The sequence below is a fragment of the Streptomyces umbrinus genome (genome assembly GCF_030817415.1).
In the GTDB taxonomy this organism is placed as follows: Bacteria; Actinomycetota; Actinomycetes; order Streptomycetales; family Streptomycetaceae; genus Streptomyces; species Streptomyces umbrinus_A.
In genome coordinates this window covers 7,724,276-7,740,612 of sequence record NZ_JAUSZI010000002.1, presented here as the reverse complement: position 1 = coordinate 7,740,612, position 16,337 = coordinate 7,724,276, and the positions used below count along the sequence as shown (strand labels likewise).

Sequence of the window (16,337 nt, the reverse complement as noted above, 5' to 3'; positions counted from 1 at the left end):
CCGCGCCCCGGTAGGGGCGCGGGGAACTGCGCGACAAGCCACGACGGGCCGGCAGCCGACAACGAACCGGCGGGAGCGCTTGACGACGGTGCCCCGGAACCGTCATCGGTTCCGGGGCACCGGCCGGTACAACCCCCTCGGGGTGGGCGCCTACGCCTGCGGCAGCCCCTCCAGCTGGGCCTGGATACGGGCAATGTCCTCGTCCGCCTTGGCAAGCCGCACCCGGATCTTGTCCACGACATGATCCGGCGCCTTCGCAAGGAACGCCTCGTTGCCGAGCTTGCCGTTCGCCTGCGCCTTCTCCTTCTCGGCGGCGGCCAAGTCCTTGGCAAGCCGCTTCCGCTCGGCCGCCACGTCGATCGTGCCGGAGAGGTCGAGCGCGACCTGAGCGCCCGCGACCGGCAGGGTCGCCGTGGCCGCGAAGGCGTCGCCCTCGGGCTGGAGACGCAGCAGCTGGCGGATGGCCGCCTCGTGCGGGGCGAAGGCGGTGCCGTCGAGGGTCAGCCGGGCCGGGACCCGCTGGCCGGGCTGCAGGCCCTGGTCGGCACGGAAGCGGCGGACCTCCGTGATGACCTGCTGAAGCGTCTCGATCTCCCGCTCGGCGCCGGTGTCACGGAAGCCGCTGTCCTTCGGCCAGTCCGCGATCACGACGGACTCGCCACCGGTGAGGGTGGTCCAGAGCGTCTCCGTGACGAACGGGACAACCGGGTGCAGCAGCCGCAGCGTGACGTCCAGGACCTCGCCGAGGACCCGCTTGCTGACGTCGGCGGCCGCGCCGCCCGCCATGAAAGTCGTCTTCGACAGCTCGACGTACCAGTCGAAGACCTCGTCCCACGCGAAGTGGTACAGCGCGTCCGAGAGCTTCGCGAACTGGAAGTCCTCGTAGAACGCGTCGACTTCGGCGACGGTCTTGTTCAGTCGGGACAGGATCCACCGGTCGGTCGCCGACATCTCGGAGGCGTCCGGCAGCGGCCCCTCGACCGTCGCGCCGTTCATCAGCGCGAACCGCGTCGCGTTCCAGATCTTGTTGGCGAAGTTCCGGGACGCCTGGACCCAGTCCTCGCCGATCGGCACGTCGGTGCCGGGGTTGGCGCCGCGGGCCAGGGTGAAGCGGACGGCGTCGGAGCCGTACTTGTCCATCCAGTCGAGCGGGTCGACGACGTTGCCGAAGGACTTCGACATCTTCTTGCCGCGCTCGTCACGGACCAGACCGGTCAGGGCGATGGTCTTGAAGGGGACCTCGCCGTCCATCGCGTACAGACCGAACATCATCATCCGGGCGACCCAGAAGAAGATGATGTCGTGGCCGGTGAGCAGGACGTCGGTCGGGTAGAACTTCTTGAGGTCCGGGGTCTGTTCGGGCCAGCCGAGCGTGGAGAACGGCCACAGGCCGGACGAGAACCAGGTGTCGAGGACGTCGGTGTCCTGCCGCCAGCCCTCGGCCTCGGTGCCCGGCGGCTGCTCGTCGGGGCCGACACAGACCGTCTCGCCGTCCGGGCCGTACCAGATCGGGATGCGGTGGCCCCACCACAGCTGACGCGAGATGTTCCAGTCGTTGAGGTTGTCGACCCAGTCGAAGTACCGCTTCGACATGTCCTCGGGGTGGATCTTCACCCGGCCGTCGCGGACCGCGTCACCGGCGGCCTGCGCGAGCGGGGCGACCTTGACCCACCACTGCAGGGACTGCCGCGGCTCGATGGTGGTCCGGCAGCGCGAGCAGTGCCCGACGCTGTGGACGTACGGACGCTTCTCGGCGACGATCCGGCCCTGCGAGCGCAGCGCGCCGACGATGGCGGAACGCGCCTCGTAACGGTCGAGTCCCTCGAAGGGGCCGTGGACGGTGATGATCGCCCGCTCGTCCATGACCGTGATCGACTCCAGGCCGTGGCGCCGGCCGATGGCGAAGTCGTTCGGGTCGTGGGCGGGGGTGACCTTGACGGCACCCGTGCCGAACTCGGGGTCGACGTGCGTGTCCGCGACGACGGGGATGGTGCGGTCGGTCAGCGGCAGCTTGATGCGCTTGCCGACGAGGTGCTTGTAGCGCTCGTCGTCGGGGTGAACGGCGACGGCCGTGTCACCGAGCATGGTCTCGGCGCGGGTGGTGGCGACGACGAGCGTCTCGTCACCCTCGCCGTACTTGATGGAGACGAGCTCGCCGTCGTCCTCCTGGTACTCCACCTCGATGTCGGAGATGGCCGTCAGACAGCGCGGACACCAGTTGATGATGCGCTCGGCGCGGTAGATCAGTTCGTCGTCGTACAGTTTCTTGAAGATGGTCTGGACGGCCTTGGACAGGCCTTCGTCCATGGTGAACCGCTCGCGGTCCCAGTCCACGCCGTCCCCGAGCCGGCGCATCTGCCCGAGGATCTTGCCGCCGTACTCTTCCTTCCACTGCCAGACGCGCTCGACGAACTCCTCGCGCCCGAGGTCCTGCCGCGACTTGCCCTCCTCGGCAAGCTGCTGCTCGACCTTGTTCTGCGTGGCGATACCGGCGTGGTCCATGCCGGGCAGCCACAGCGACTCGTACCCCTGCATGCGCTTGCGCCTGGTCAGCGCGTCCATGAGCGTGTGCTGGAAGGCGTGCCCCAGGTGCAGCGACCCGGTGACGTTCGGCGGCGGAATGACGATGGTGTACGGCGGCTTCTCGCTCTTCGCGTCGGCGGCGAAGTAACCCCGTTCCACCCAGCGCTCGTACAGCTTCCCCTCTACCTCGGCCGGCGCGTACTGGGTCGGCAGTTCGGGGGCGTTGGCTGGCGTCTGCTGCTGAGCGTTCTCGGTCACGGGGTCAGTTTAGGGGTGTCACGGGCTCGCTCTGAAACTCGATTACTTGGTAACGGTGAGGGCCCCGATGCTCCACCCGCCCTTCCGTTGGGTCAGGATGTTCGGAACACATAAGCATCTGGAGGGGAACCCAGAAATGAGCTACAACCAGCCGGGCCCGTACGGCGGGCAGCCTCAGCAGCCCGGACCGTACGGTCAGCCGGGTCCTTACGGCCAGCAGCCGCAGGCCCCCCAGCCCGGCTACGGCTACCCGCAGCAGGCGCCTCAGCAGCAGCCCGGCTACGGGTACCCCCAGCAGGCCCCTCCCGGGGTTCCGCCCCAGCAGCCCGGCTACGGCCAGCAGCCGCCGTACGGTCAGCAGCCCCCCGGCGCCCCCTACGGCGCGCCGACGCCGCCCGCTCCCGGCGGCGGCAAGAAGAAGACGGGCCTCATCATCGGCGCGGTCGCTGTCGTGGCGGCGATCGCGGTCGGCGCGTACTTCGTCGTCGGAAGCGGCAGCAGCGGCTCCTCGGACGTCGCGGACGACGGCCCCCACAAGCTGACGACTCCGGCGACCGTGCTCACGGAGTACAAGAAGGGCAAGGGCTCCGAGGACGGCATGTCCAAGTCGGACCTGAAGGACGCCCAGTCCTGGGGCGTGAAGAACCCCAAGGACGTCAGCGCCACCTACCAGTCGGGTGACGAGTCCAACCCGCTGGCGGGGAAGATGATCTCCTTCGGCGGTGTCTACGGCGAGATCGAGGACCCGGAGAAGGCCGTTGACGGGTTCTTCACCTTCATGAAGGAGGACTCCAAGGACGAGGACGTCACCTTCGTCGGCAGCCCGAAGAAGTACTCGCCCAGCTCGCTGGACGGCGCCGTCCTGAAGTGCCAGGAGGCCAAGCTGGAGAACTCCGAGGCCACCGGGTCCGAGCCGAAGGAGATGAACGTGACGTACTGCGTCTGGGGCGACCACAGCACTCTCGGCTTCGTGATGCCCATGGAGTTCTCCGACGTCGCGGCGGGCAAGAGCTCGGAGCCCTCTGAGGCGGCCGAGACCACCGCCAAGCTCCGCAAGGAAGTCCGCGTCAAGGCCTGACCGTACGTTTCAGGCAGTCTCAGCAGCGGTCTCAACAGCGAAGGGGCCCCGGTCGGTTGACCGGGGCCCCTTCGCCGTACCTCGTATGTGCGTACCGTCTACGCGGTCTTCTGCTCGCCCGGTCCCCGCCCCCGCGCGTCCCGTGGGATCAGGGTCGGGTTCACGTTCGAGCGGACGGCTTCTGCCGTGATGACCACGCGGGCCACGTCCTTGCGGGACGGGACCTCGTACATCACGGACTGGAGGACCTCCTCCATGATGGCGCGCAGGCCTCGGGCGCCGGTCTGGCGGAGGATGGCCTGGTCGGCGATGGCCTCCATGGCCTCGCGCTCGAAGTCCAGCTCCACGCCGTCGAGTTCGAAGAGGCGCTGGTACTGCTTCACCAGTGCGTTGCGGGGCTCGACGAGGATCTGGAGGAGGGCCTCGCGGTCGAGGTTGTGCACCGAAGTGATGACGGGCAGACGGCCGATGAACTCCGGAATCATGCCGAACTTGACGAGGTCCTCGGGCATGACGGCCTCGAACTGGTCCTTGGACTCCATCTCGCGCTTCGAGCGGATCGTCGCGCCGAAGCCGATGCCCTTCGCGCCGGCCCGGGACTCGATCAGCTTCTCCAGGCCCGCGAAGGCGCCGCCCACGATGAACAGGACGTTCGTCGTGTCGATCTGGATGAACTCCTGGTGCGGGTGCTTGCGTCCGCCCTGCGGCGGGACCGAGGCCGTCGTGCCTTCGAGGATCTTCAACAGTGCCTGCTGGACGCCCTCGCCGCTCACATCCCGCGTGATCGACGGGTTTTCGCTCTTACGAGCCACCTTGTCGATCTCGTCGATGTAGATGATGCCCGTCTCGGCCTTCTTGACGTCGTAGTCGGCGGCCTGGATGAGCTTCAGCAGGATGTTCTCGACGTCCTCGCCGACATAGCCGGCCTCCGTCAGCGCCGTCGCGTCGGCGATGGCGAACGGGACGTTCAGCATGCGGGCCAGGGTCTGGGCGAGGAGCGTCTTGCCCGAGCCCGTGGGGCCGAGGAGCAGGATGTTGGACTTCGCCAACTCGATGGCGTCCTCGCGGTTCTGACCCGTGCTGTTCTCACCGGCCTGGACCCGCTTGTAGTGGTTGTAGACCGCGACCGAGAGGGCCTTCTTGGCGGACTCCTGGCCTACGACGTACCCCTCGAGGAACTCGTAGATCTCGCGAGGTTTGGGAAGTTCCTCCCAGCGGACCTCGCTCGTCTCCGCAAGCTCTTCCTCGATGATCTCGTTGCAGAGATCGATGCACTCGTCGCAGATGTACACACCAGGGCCTGCGATGAGCTTCTTGACCTGCTTCTGGCTCTTGCCACAGAACGAGCACTTGAGCAGATCGCCGCCGTCACCGATGCGTGCCACGGTGTGCTTCCCCTTCGCCTGGGAGACGCCTAGGTCCAGCGGCTCCTGGTGCTGCCTTATGTCCGACGGTACCTTGCCGAGCCCCTCGTTCGGGCCCCCCTTGGCGCGGTTCACTTTGTCGTGAACCGCGTCAAGGAGCGGCAGACGATACAGCGCTGCGTCACGCGACCGAGGCGTTGTTCATCTTCCGGGTCGAGATGATCTGGTCGATCAGGCCGTACGAGAGCGCGTCCTCGGCCGTGAGGATCTTGTCGCGCTCGATGTCCTCGCGGATCTTCTCGATCGGCGTCGTCGAGTGCTTGGCCAGCATGTCTTCCAGCTGGGCGCGCATGCGGAGGATTTCGTTCGCCGCGATTTCGAGGTCCGAGACCTGGCCTCGGCCGGTCTCGCTGTACGGCTGGTGGATCAGCACGCGGGCGTTGGGAAGTGCCATGCGCTTGCCCGGCGTACCGGCGGCCAGCAGGATCGCGGCGGCCGAGGCGGCCTGGCCCATGCAGACCGTCTGGATGTCCGGCTTCACGAACTGCATCGTGTCGTAAATCGCAGTGAGTGCCGTGAAGGAGCCGCCGGGGCTGTTGATGTAGACCGAGATGTCCCGGTCGGGGTCCATCGACTCCAGGCACAGCAGCTGCGCCATGACGTCGTTGGCGGAGGCGTCGTCGATCTGCACGCCGAGGAAGATCACGCGCTCCTCGAAGAGCTTCGCGTACGGGTCGTACTCACGGACGCCCTGCGAGGTGCGCTCGACGAAGCGCGGGATGACGTAGCGGGACTCCGCGCGAGGGCCGGTGTACTCGGCCTCTGTGCGGGCGTAGAGGCCGCTGCCGGGGAAGTCGTTCACTGTGTCTCCTGGAAAGCCTGATAAGGGCTGAGGCGGTCGGCTGGGGGCTCGGAGGGGCTTGGTGCCGGTCTACGCCGGCACCCGGGTCGGCGGTGTGCCGACCTAGGCCGCTCCGGTGCCGCCGCCGCCAGGCATTCCGGCAGCGGTGGGCATGATGTCGTCGATGAGGCCGTACGCCTTGGCCTCGATCGGGTCGAACCAGCGGTCCCGGTCCGAGTCGCGGGTGATCTGCTCCACGGTCTGGCCGGTGTGGAAGGAGGTCAGCTCCGCCATCCGCTTCTTGGTGTGCAGCAGCCGCTCGGCGTGGATCTTGATGTCCGACGCGGAACCGGCGAGGCCGGCCGAGGGCTGGTGGATCAGGATCTCCGCGTTCGGCAGCGCGAAGCGCTTGCCCGGAGTACCCGCGCTCAGCAGGAACTGGCCCATGGAGGCCGCCATGCCCATCGCGATCGTCACCACGTCGTTCTTGATGTACTGCATGGTGTCGTAGATCGCCATGCCGGCGGTGATCGAGCCGCCGGGGCTGTTGATGTAGAGGTAGATGTCCTTCTCCGGGTCGGAGGCAAGGAGAAGCAGCTGCGCCGTGATCTTGTTGGCGATGTCGTCGTCGACCGCCTGGCCGAGGAAGATGATCCGCTCGCCGAGCAGCCGGTTGTAGACCTGGTCGCCGAGGCCACCACCGATGGGGTCGCCGGCGGCTGTGGGCATCAGATTCGTCACGTATCCACCTGCTCGTCTTACGACGGCGCCGGGCCGTCTCACGTCTTCTGCTGGGGGCGTGGGACCCCGTGTGCGCGCCGTGTCGGACGGCTCCGGGGACTCCCCTGCCCTCGTACTCATGGACCCTAACGCGCGGGTCCCTCCGGGGAATCCCGCAGAGGTGACTGTTCGCTGTGAGCGCATGCGCTCCGCTGGGTGAGCAGGGGGTACGGCCAGCCCCGTCAGGGGCGCGGGGAACTGCGCGACCAGCCCCCGCGGGGCCGCAGTCGCGTCTGCCACGGATGGTGCATCGGCGGGTGCGGGTCGTGGTGGGTTGCTCGCGCAGTTCCCCGCGCCCCTAAAAGACCGGTGGGCCCCCGGGACTCACAGGTCCAGGGGGCCCACCGGGACGTACAAGCGAGGCGGATCAGGCCTCGGTCTTCTCCTCGGCGGCGTCGGCCTTGGGGGCCTCGGGGGCCTCCTCAGCCGCTTCCTCCGTCGAGCCCTCGGCAGAGGCCTCGGCAGAGACCTCGTCCTCGTCCTCGTCGTCCAGGTCGACGAGCTCGCCGTTGGTGTCCTTCACCGTGGCGGCCTCGACCACGACGGCCAGGGCCTTGCCGCGGGCGACCTCGCCGACGAGCATCGGGACCTGGCCGCCCTCGACGACAGCCTGGGCGAACTGGTCGGGGGACATGCCGGAGGAGGCAGCACGCCGCATGAGGTGCTCGGTGAGCTCCTCCTGGTTGACGTTCAGCTTCTCCTTGTTGACGAGCTCGTCCAGGACGAACTGCGTCTTGATGCCCTTGACCGCGGCGTCCTTGGTCTCGGTGTCGAACTCCTCGGCCGTCTTGCCCTGGATCTCGAGGTACTTCTCGAGGTCGATGCCCATCTGGCCGAGCTGGTGGTGCTCCAGGTTGTGCTTGCGGGTGTTGATCTCGTCCTCGAGCAGCTTCTCGGGGACGGGCACCTCGACGAGCTCCAGCAGCTTCTCCAGGACTCGCTCCTGGGCCTGCGTGGCCTGGTCGTACTGCTTCATGTTCTCCAGGCGCTTGCGGCTGTCGCCGCGCATTTCCTCGAGGGTGTCGAACTCGGACGCGAGCTGTGCGAAGTCGTCGTCCAGCTCGGGCAGTTCGCGCTTGGCGACCTGGGTGACCTTGACGGTGACCTCGGCCTCCTTGCCGGCTGCCGAGCCGCCCTTGAGCTCGGAGGCGAAGGTGGCCTCGCCACCGGCCTCCACACCCTTCACGGCGTCATCGATGCCATCCAGCAGCTCACCGGAACCGATGGTGTAGGAGACGCCGCTCGCGACGCCGTCCTCCAGGACCTCGCCGTCGACCTTGGCCTCCAGGTCGAGGGTGACGACGTCGCCGTCCTCGGCGGCACGCTCGACCGGGGCGGTCGAGGCGAAGCGCTCACGCAGCTCCTCGACGGCCTTGTCGACGTCCTCTTCGCTGACCTCGACTGCGTCGACCTCGACCTCGATGCCGGAGTAGTCCGGGATCTCGATGGCCGGGCGGACGTCGACCTCGGCGGTGAAGTTCAGCGTCTCGCCGTCCTTCAGCTCCGTGATGTCGACCTCGGGCTGGCCGAGGACGTTCAGCTCGGCCTCGTTGACCGCGTCGGTGTAGAACTTCGGAAGCGCGTCGTTGACCGCTTCCTCCAGAACCGCACCGCGGCCGAACCGCTGGTCGATGACGCGCGCCGGAATCTTGCCCTTCCGGAACCCCTTCACCGTGACCTGCTGGTTGATCTTCTTGTACGCCGCGTCGAGGCTGTCCTTGAGCTCCTCGAAGGGCACCTCGATGCTGAGCCGAACCCGGGTCGGGTTCAGGGTCTCCACGGCGCTCTTCACGGTTCGGTCTCCTTGGGGGCTGACTTCTTTGGGTTCTGCTGACGTTCTCTGCCGGATACGGCGGAGCCTCAGCGGATTGGCGGCCCTTGAGGGACGTAACAATGCAGACACACGGGCGCGCAGTTTGCATACTAGCCGCAGGCGGGACACGCCCCAAAAGGTGATCTTGCCGGTGGTCCGGCACGGTGGTCGGGGTGGCGGGATTTGAACCCACGGCCTTCCGCTCCCAAAGCGGACGCGCTACCAAGCTGCGCCACACCCCGTCTGGTGCGAGACGTAGGGTACATGCCCGCAGGCGGCGCGGCTCCCGCATTTCACGGGGCGCTCGGGCCCTCCGGAACGGGGTGTGCGACGAGGGGGTCCGACCCGCTACGATGCTTCCGTGCCGCGCGTCACTGACCTGCGGCGCGTCCTGTGCGGGCGTAGCTCAATGGTAGAGCCCTAGTCTTCCAAACTAGCTACGCGGGTTCGATTCCCGTCGCCCGCTCTGTACGGCTCAGGGCCAGGTCGGAGATTCACTCTCCGACCTGGCCCTGACGCGTTTCCGGGGCGGGTTCAGGTCCGGATCCGTTCAGTTCGGTCCCGTTCAGTTCCGGAGGAAGGCGATCAGCTCGCCCAGGAGGCGGGCCGGGGCGTCCAGGGGGACCAGGTGGCCCGCGTCCGGGATCGGGCGGAGGCGGGCGCCCGGGATCAGGGCGGCGAGCTCCTCGCCCTTGGCGGGTGGGATCCAGGTGTCCTCGGCGGCCCAGCAGACGGTGACGGGCAGGTTCAGCGCGGGATAGAGGGGTTGGATCTCGTCCGTGTACCGCTGATCGGCCTGGGCGATCTGGCGGTAGAACGCCGCCTGTCCCGCCGTGTCCGTCCAGGGGGCGACCAGGGCGTCCAGTACCTCGGGCAGCAGTCCCCGATGGCTCGCGGAGCCCACGTACTCGCGGACCAGGGCCTCGTGCAGCGGTGCGGGCAGTTGCCCGAAGACCGCCGCGTGCTCGGCGACCAGGCGGAAGAAGGGCGAACCCCAGGGGGCGACCGCGACGGGGTCGACAAGGGCGAGGCGCCGGTACTCGGCCTTGTGCAGCAGATGCGCGCGCAGTGCGACGCAGCCGCCGAAGTCGTGCGCGATCACCGACGGATTCGACAGCCCCCAGACCCCCAGGAGCTCGGCGAACACCTCGCCCTGTGCCTTGAGGGACACGTCCTGGCCGTCACTCTTCTGGGAACTGCCGTAGCCGGGCATGTCCCAGACGTGGGCCCGGTGGCCGTCGGCGGCGAGCGCCGGGGCGATGTCGTGCCACACGTACGACGAGAACGGGGTTCCGTGCAGCAGCACCACGGGCGGACCGTCCTCCGGCCCGAGGCGGTCCCACCGGAGCGTTCCGATCGGACTCTCCCAGCTCTCCCGCAACTCCCAGGCGTTCTCGGGGCTCACTTCCTCGGGCTCCTTCGGTCAAGAGGGTGGAGAGGGTGGAGAGGGTGGACGAGAAGAAGACGGATGAAGGGATGAGAAGCCGTACGTCGGCCAGAGGGCTCGGACGTCCACCGCGTGGACCTGGCGGATTCCGTACGGCACACATACGGGATGTCGCCACGGCACATACGAGGCATCGCCGCCCAGGAGTCCGCGCGGCGTGCGACTTCGGGAGCGTACGGACCGGTACGAACCGTACGGGTGCGGTCTGTTCGGGTTCCGGGGCGCCGCGCGCCTCCGACGGGTCCGCGTCGCGCAGCCCCGTTCCCGTCCGCTCCCCGGGCACCCTTGGCCGCCGGGCGTCCCCGAGTCGCTCAGAACTGGATCGAGTTGATGGTCTCCGCTACCGAGTTGAGGAACCGTTGGATGTCGTCCGCCATGCCTGTGGAGGCGAGGAAGAAACCGAAGAGCACGGCGACCACCGCCGGCCCGCCCTTGATCGATCCCCCTCGTATCAACACCACCAGGACGATCCCCAACAGAAGCACCACTGACAGCGAAATGGCCACAACTGATCACACCCTACGGTCGGTCCGCTCTCCCGGCCCGGAGGTGCAACCCCGCGCACCCCCGCCAGAACCATCGTGCCACCAACGAGCCCGGCGTATGCGGCGGGAGAGTCATCCTTCGGTCACGGACGCGAACAGCCGGGCGTCGCACGGCAATTCGAGCGATCCCCCTCACGGGAAATTCAGGAAGATCGTTTCCATGTCCACACAGTCGTCCACACAACCTGTTCGCAGCTAATTCGAATTGTTGCCACAGGCACAGCAACGAGACTGAAGAGGGGTCACTAAAGACGACTCAACCGGACATTTCACCAGAGTCGCCCGCGGGCGTTATGCACCATTTAGTCGTGACGAAGCAGGACGTAACACCCGCTTGTGGTATGACGATCGACACAGGCATCCGCATGACGACTTCGCCAAATACCGGGTATCCGTACGGCGATAAGCAGGATTCGCCTCAGAGGTTTTACGAAATCACACAGACAACGCTAGGGTGCCTCAGATGTTCTACGCTGCCACGTCCCCCGCACGCGCAGCGAGGTCCAGGATCGTCTCCCCCAGCTCCTGGTGGGAGGGTCTGTGACGAACTCGCTCCGTCCGTACGGCCATCAGAGGGCTCCGCTCCCGTCGGCACAGACACCGGCGCCGGGTGTACCGAGCCCGCGACCACCACGGAACCCGGGATCCCCGCAACCGGGTACCGCCACCACCGGGCCGGGCACCAAGCCCGCCAAGCAGCGCGACGCGTTCTTCGACAACGCCAAGTATCTGGCGATCGTGTTCGTCGCGATGGGTCACGCCTGGGAACCGCTGACCGACCACAGCCGCGCCGCCGAGGCGCTCTACATGGTCGTCTACACCTTCCACATGCCGGCCTTCATCCTCATCTCCGGCTACTTCTCCCGCAGTTTCGACATGCGCACCGACCGGCTCCAGCGGCTGGTCACGGGCATCGCCGTGCCGTACATCCTCTTCGAGGTCGCGTACTCCCTCTTCAAGAAGTGGGCTGACGACGACCCGAGCCATCCGATCAGCCTGCTCGACCCCTGGTACCTCACGTGGTTCCTGGTCGCGCTGTTCGTGTGGCGGATGACGGTCCCGCTGTGGAAGGTCGTGCGCTGGCCCGTGCCGCTCGCGCTCGCCATCGCGATCCTCGCCTCCGTCTCTCCTGACATCGGCGACGACCTGGACCTCCAGCGGGTCCTGCAGTTCCTGCCGTTCTTCGTCGTGGGCCTGTTCATGAAGCCCGAGCACTTCCAGCTCATGCGGCGCCGCGAGGTGCGGATCCTGTCGGTGCCGGTCCTCCTGGGCGCGCTCACCTTCGCCTACTGGGCGGGGCCGCGCATGAGCTCGGCGTGGTTCTACCACCGTGACAGCGCCCAGGAGTTGGGCTCCCCCTGGTGGGCCGGTGTCGTGATGACACTCGCCATGTTCGGCTGCTCGATGGTGCTCACCTCGTGCTTCTTCGCCTGGGTACCGCGCCGCAGGATGTGGTTCACCGTGCTGGGCGCGGGCACGCTGTACGGCTATCTGCTGCACGGCTTCCTCGCCAAGGGCTCCCGTTTCTGGGGCTGGTACGAGGAGTACGCGTGGCTGAACCAGCCGCTCGGCGAGATCTTCCTCACGGTCGCCGCTGCCGCGGTCATCACTGTGCTGTGTACTCCGCCTGTGCAGCGGGCGTTCCGCTTCGCGATGGAGCCGAAGATGGAGTGGGCGTTCAAGAGGGACGCGACGGAGTTGGCCCGGGAGCGGGCCAAGTCTTAGGGCGCGCCCCTGTAGCGCCCCTGCGGAGCGCTCCGCGTGGGAACACGTCGTATGAACCTGCGGGTGCGTTGTGGCTGGTCGCGCAGTTCCCCGCGCCCCTTACGGGGCCTTTGCCAGGCCCAGAAGTTTGCGCATCTTCGTGTACTTCTGGGTCAGGCGGGCCCGGGTGAACTCGTCCAGGGCCGCCAGGCGGGCCGGGTTCGCGTTGTGGGCGAGGTCGGACTCCTTCACGAGGAGGGCTCCCGGGGTGGCCAGGATGCGGTCGGCGTAGGCCTCCGGGGGCTCGTCCTTCCGCTTGGTGAGGGCCAGGACGATGTCCTTCGTGCGCCGCGACAGGGCGGCCTCGCGGAGCCAGTCCTCGGAGAGCGCGTCGTCCTCGACGGAGTCGTGCAGCCAGGCGGCGGCGATCTGTTCCTCGTCGCCGCCGCGGGCCCGCACCCCGTCGGCCACGGCCAGGAGGTGTTCGGTGTACGGGCGGCCCGCCTTGTCCGTCTGGGCCGCGTGCGCGTTCCGGGCCACGGCCTCGACCTCGGTGAGGGTCAGCAGGGGTCTCTCGGTCACTCGGCGCTCGTTCTCGTTCATGGGTCGAGTGTGCCCCGGATCGCGGCCCGCGCCGGTACGGTCGCCGCCGTCAGGCCGAGGATCACAATGGCCGCCGCGAACGAGCCGTACACCAGCGGGGGTATGTACGGTGCCTGGCCCGTCAGGCCCTTCATCATCGGGACGAGCGTGGCGAGCGCGATGGCCGTGCCGAGAGCAATGCCGGCGAGTGCGACGAGCAGGGCCTCCCAGCGGATCATGCGCATCACCTGGCGGCGGGTGGAACCGATGAGCCGCAGCGTGCCCAGCTCGCGCCGGCGGTCGAGGACCGTCATCACCAGGGTGTTGGCGGCGGCGACGGCCGCGAATCCGCCGAGGACGGCCGCCATGACGGTGTTCGCCCAGGCGTTGAGCTCACGGTCGAGGGACTGGGCGGTCGTGTAGTCCGCGCGGTCCAGGACAGTGCCCATCTTCGCCAGAGCACCGGCACTCCCGCCCTTCGTCCAGACCTCCGTGGCGAAGGCGGAGCTGACGTGGCCCGCCAAGTCGGCCTGACCCATGGTGACCTGGGACAGGCCCATGCCCCGCTCGTACGTCGCCACGATGCGCGGGGACGTCTTCGTGCCGTCGGGCAGGCGCAGTTCCATCCGGTCGCCCACGCCGACGCCGGCGTTCTCGGCCAGTGAGGCGTCAACCGCGATCTCGCCCCGCTTCAGGGACAGGGCGCCCTTGTCGACGTTCAGGTCCTGCACCCGGGCCAGGTCGCGTGCCGAGCCCGTGACGCCCTGGGTGGAGGCCGAGTCCAGGTACCCGTTCGCCCGCACGAGCACCTCGGTCTTCAACAGGCCGACGGCGGCGGTGACTTCGGGTGCGCGGGCGGCCGCGCGCACGGCGTCCGGAGCCAGTCCCCCGTTCGACGTCACGATGTGGTCGGCCACGATGCCGTCCCGCTGCTGCTCCTGGGTGACCCGCTCCTCACTGGTGTGCATGAAGACGAGGACGGACGAGAAGGCCATCGCGAGGACGATCGGGGTGATCGCGGAGGCCAGACGGCGGGCGTTCGTACGGGAGTTGGCGGCGGCGAGTGAGGCGGACGCGCCCGCGCCGCGCAGCGGGAGCCCGAACAGGGCGGCGCAGGCCCGTGCGACCAGCGGTCCGAGCAGCGCCACGGCCAGCATGAACAGCATGACGATGCCCAGCGCCGCGTTGGCCGCGTCCTCGCCGGTCAGCGAGGCGGCGAGCCCCGCGCAGACACAGCCTCCGGCGGCCGCCGCGATCCCCAGAGGCGTACGGATCCAGCCCGGGCGCAGCCGCTCCACGGACGCCTCGGTGAGGGCCTGGCCCGGCTTGATCCGCGACGGGCGGCGCGCGGCCGCGTACCCGGCGAGCAGGGCGGCCACGAGGACCGCGCCGACGGCCGAGAGGAGCGGGATGTACGAGACGGACAGCTCGACGGCTTCCGGGATCGCACCCTTGTCCTTGAGCTGTCCGAACCACCAGCCGGCCAGCGCGATCCCGGGCAGAAGGCCGGCCAGACCGGCGAGGGGTGCGACGAGCAGGGTCTCGGTGGCGATGGAGCGGCGGATCTGACGCGGGGTCGTACCGATGGCCCTCAACAGGGCGAACTCGCGGGCGCGTTGGGCGACGGACAGCGCCACGGTGCCCATCGCCGTGAAGACGGCGACCGTCGCGGCGATACCGCCGAAGGAGCCGCCGAGCGCGATGAGCATCTCCTTGGCCTCCGCGAGGGAGGAGTCCTCGACGGTCCCGCGGTCGCCCCCTGCGTACACCTCGGCGCGGTTGCCGAGAGCGTGCTCCACCTGGGACTTGAGGGTCCCGGCCGACACGCCCTGCTTCGGGAGAACGGCGATGGCGTCGACGCGGCCGGGGTGCCCGGAGACTCGTACGGCTTCGGTGTCGGAGAACCAGGCGGTGGGCGCCCCGGCCTTCATGAGCCCGGATACGCGGAAGGTGCGGGGGCCGTCGGCCGTGGTGAGGGTGATGCGGTCGCCCACCCTGCCGTTCGGGAGGACGCCCTTCGTGAGGGCGACTTCGCCTGCCCCGGGAGCCTGCCCGGACGTCGGTCGCTCGCCGGTGAAAGCGGTGGAGCCCCAGCCGTGGGCGGTGACCTGCTCACCCGTACGCGTCTGGACGGGGAAGGTCACATCCGGCACCGCCGTCCGCGCGCCGGGCACCGAACCGGCCTTCGCCACCAGGGAGTTGTCCAGCCAGGCCCTGTCCGGGACCGGCACGGCGTCGTCCTCGCGGTTGTCGCCGTGGCCGGTGACGAGGTGGGCCCGCTGGTCGGCGGCGGCGACCACCGGGGCGTCGGCGTACCGGACGGGCGGAACCGAGGCCCGTAGGCCGGTCTCCAGGAGGATCCCGCAGGCCGAGACGATGAACGCGGCCATGGCGAGCGCGACGAACGTGCCCACGAAGGCGGCGGGCTTGAAGCGGACGGCGGCGCGGGCGAGGCCGTTGGGCACGAACATCAGGCTGCCGCTCCCGAGAAGGAGGGCGCGGCCAGCGACGCCATGCGGGCGGCGATCCGGTCGGCCGGGGCACGCTCCAGGTGGTCGACGATCGAGCCGTCGGCGAGGAACAGGACGCGGTCGGACCAGGCGGCGGCCGCCGGGTCGTGGGTGACCATGACGACGGTGGCACCGAGCCCGTCCACGGCCTGCCTCAGCAGACCGAGAACCTCGGCCGCGGTGGTGGTGTCGAGCGCCCCCGTGGGCTCATCGGCGAAAACGACATCGGGCCGGGTGACGAGGGCGCGGGCGATGGCGACGCGCTGCTGCTGCCCGCCGGAGAGCTGGCCGGGGCGTCGGCGCCCGAGGCCGTCGAGGCCCACCTGACCGAGGACCGCGGCCGCCCGGCGCCGGTCGGGCCGATGGCCGGCCAGGCGCATCGGCAGCACCACGTTCTGCTCGACGGTCAGCGACGGCAGCAGGTTGAACGCCTGGAAGACGAACCCGAGGCGCGAACGCCTCAGCGCCGTGAGCTTGTTCTCGCTCATGCCGGTGATGTCCGTGCCGCCGAGCCTGACCGTGCCGCCGCTCGGCCGGTCGAGACCGGCCGAGCACTGCAGGAACGTGGACTTGCCCGAGCCGGACGGTCCCATCACGGCGGTGAAGCTGCCGCGCGGGAGCGCGAGGTCGATACCGCGCAGGGCGTGCACGGCGGAGGCACCGCGCCCGTACTGCCGCCGCACGCCCCGCAGTTCGACGGCCCAGTCCCCCACCGGCCCGCTCGTGCCCTGTACCTGTACGGCGTCCCCGTCCTCGTACCGCTTCCTGCGCAGCCCCATGGCCGGGTCCGCCTTCCCTCACTCGTCGCCCCGCTCGTCCAGCGCGCTCGCTGCCGATGTCTCGAAACTACGGATTCGGGACCACTCGGGACCATGAGGACGACCGCCGAGTC

12 protein-coding genes and 2 tRNA genes are annotated in these 16,337 nt (G+C 68.8%); 3 read left to right on the top strand and 11 right to left on the bottom strand.

Going from position 1 to position 16,337, the window contains the following annotated elements; all coding sequences use genetic code 11:
* Positions 1 to 150: 150 nt before the first annotated feature.
* Complete coding sequence (locus QF035_RS34220; protein ID WP_307524421.1) at positions 151 to 2,781, bottom strand: valine--tRNA ligase; 2,631 nt, start codon at positions 2,779 to 2,781, stop codon at positions 151 to 153.
* 136 nt (positions 2,782 to 2,917) lie between these two features.
* Between QF035_RS34220 and QF035_RS34215 the strand changes: the two genes are divergently transcribed.
* Positions 2,918 to 3,859 carry a hypothetical protein gene (locus QF035_RS34215; protein ID WP_307524419.1) on the top strand — a complete coding sequence of 314 codons (942 nt, stop codon included), beginning with the start codon at positions 2,918 to 2,920 and terminating at the stop codon, positions 3,857 to 3,859.
* A 98-nt stretch (positions 3,860 to 3,957) separates the two neighbouring features.
* Here QF035_RS34215 and clpX read toward each other — a convergent pair whose 3' ends face one another.
* The 5 genes from clpX to QF035_RS34190 all read right to left on the bottom strand — a co-directional run bounded on the left by clpX (position 3,958) and on the right by QF035_RS34190 (position 8,899).
* Positions 3,958 to 5,244: an ATP-dependent Clp protease ATP-binding subunit ClpX gene (gene clpX / locus QF035_RS34210; protein ID WP_055611895.1), complete on the bottom strand. Its 1,287-nt coding sequence runs from the start codon at positions 5,242 to 5,244 to the stop codon at positions 3,958 to 3,960.
* Between the two features lie 160 nt (positions 5,245 to 5,404).
* Entirely contained in the window at positions 5,405 to 6,085 is a 681-nt protein-coding gene (locus QF035_RS34205; RefSeq protein WP_143632144.1) for an ATP-dependent Clp protease proteolytic subunit, read from the bottom strand.
* Between the two features lie 102 nt (positions 6,086 to 6,187).
* A complete protein-coding gene (locus QF035_RS34200; protein WP_186001018.1) occupies positions 6,188 to 6,793 on the bottom strand; it encodes an ATP-dependent Clp protease proteolytic subunit in 606 nt (201 codons plus the stop codon).
* A 418-nt stretch (positions 6,794 to 7,211) separates the two neighbouring features.
* Positions 7,212 to 8,636 (bottom strand): trigger factor, encoded by a 1,425-nt coding sequence (gene tig, locus QF035_RS34195; RefSeq protein WP_307524417.1) that lies wholly within the window; start codon positions 8,634 to 8,636, stop codon positions 7,212 to 7,214.
* Positions 8,637 to 8,822: 186 nt separating this feature from the next.
* Positions 8,823 to 8,899: transfer RNA gene (locus tag QF035_RS34190), tRNA-Pro, on the bottom strand.
* A gap of 153 nt (positions 8,900 to 9,052) precedes the next feature.
* On the opposite strand from QF035_RS34190, the gene QF035_RS34185 reads away from it, so the two are divergent.
* Positions 9,053 to 9,123, top strand: a tRNA-Gly gene (locus QF035_RS34185).
* Positions 9,124 to 9,222: 99 nt separating this feature from the next.
* Here QF035_RS34185 and QF035_RS34180 read toward each other — a convergent pair.
* Both QF035_RS34180 and QF035_RS34175 read right to left on the bottom strand, forming a co-directional pair.
* Positions 9,223 to 10,062, bottom strand: coding sequence for an alpha/beta fold hydrolase (locus QF035_RS34180; RefSeq protein ID WP_307524416.1), 840 nt, complete (start codon positions 10,060 to 10,062; stop codon positions 9,223 to 9,225).
* Positions 10,063 to 10,415: 353 nt separating this feature from the next.
* A complete protein-coding gene (locus QF035_RS34175; protein WP_055611884.1) occupies positions 10,416 to 10,610 on the bottom strand; it encodes a hypothetical protein in 195 nt (64 codons plus the stop codon).
* Between the two features lie 579 nt (positions 10,611 to 11,189).
* Here QF035_RS34175 and QF035_RS34170 point away from each other — a divergent pair.
* Complete coding sequence (locus QF035_RS34170) at positions 11,190 to 12,374, top strand: acyltransferase family protein (RefSeq protein ID WP_307524414.1); 1,185 nt, start codon at positions 11,190 to 11,192, stop codon at positions 12,372 to 12,374.
* Positions 12,375 to 12,473: 99 nt separating this feature from the next.
* Here the strand turns inward: QF035_RS34170 and QF035_RS34165 are convergent, their stop codons facing one another.
* The 3 genes from QF035_RS34165 to QF035_RS34155 are packed head-to-tail and all read right to left on the bottom strand — an operon-like array spanning position 12,474 to position 16,224.
* Entirely contained in the window at positions 12,474 to 12,956 is a 483-nt protein-coding gene (locus QF035_RS34165) for an HD domain-containing protein (protein WP_307524411.1), read from the bottom strand.
* Positions 12,953 to 15,406 carry an ABC transporter permease gene (locus tag QF035_RS34160; RefSeq protein WP_307524409.1) on the bottom strand — a complete coding sequence of 818 codons (2,454 nt, stop codon included), beginning with the start codon at positions 15,404 to 15,406 and terminating at the stop codon, positions 12,953 to 12,955. The genes QF035_RS34165 and QF035_RS34160 overlap by 4 nt, the downstream gene beginning before the upstream one ends.
* Positions 15,406 to 16,224 (bottom strand): ABC transporter ATP-binding protein, encoded by an 819-nt coding sequence (locus tag QF035_RS34155; protein ID WP_307524407.1) that lies wholly within the window; start codon positions 16,222 to 16,224, stop codon positions 15,406 to 15,408. The genes QF035_RS34160 and QF035_RS34155 overlap by 1 nt, the downstream gene beginning before the upstream one ends.
* Positions 16,225 to 16,337: the final 113 nt, after the last annotated feature.

Bases quoted from the DNA above. Each gene is read 5' to 3' on its own strand.
- QF035_RS34215 (WP_307524419.1), top strand. From the start codon at position 2,918: ATGAGCTACAACCAGCCGGGCCCGTACGGCGGGCAGCCTCAGCAGCCC.
- QF035_RS34200 (WP_186001018.1), bottom strand. From the start codon at position 6,793: ATGCCCACAGCCGCCGGCGACCCCATCGGTGGTGGCCTCGGCGACCAG.
- QF035_RS34165 (WP_307524411.1), bottom strand. From the start codon at position 12,956: ATGAACGAGAACGAGCGCCGAGTGACCGAGAGACCCCTGCTGACCCTC.
- QF035_RS34160 (WP_307524409.1), bottom strand. From the start codon at position 15,406: ATGTTCGTGCCCAACGGCCTCGCCCGCGCCGCCGTCCGCTTCAAGCCC.
- QF035_RS34155 (WP_307524407.1), bottom strand. From the start codon at position 16,224: ATGGGGCTGCGCAGGAAGCGGTACGAGGACGGGGACGCCGTACAGGTA.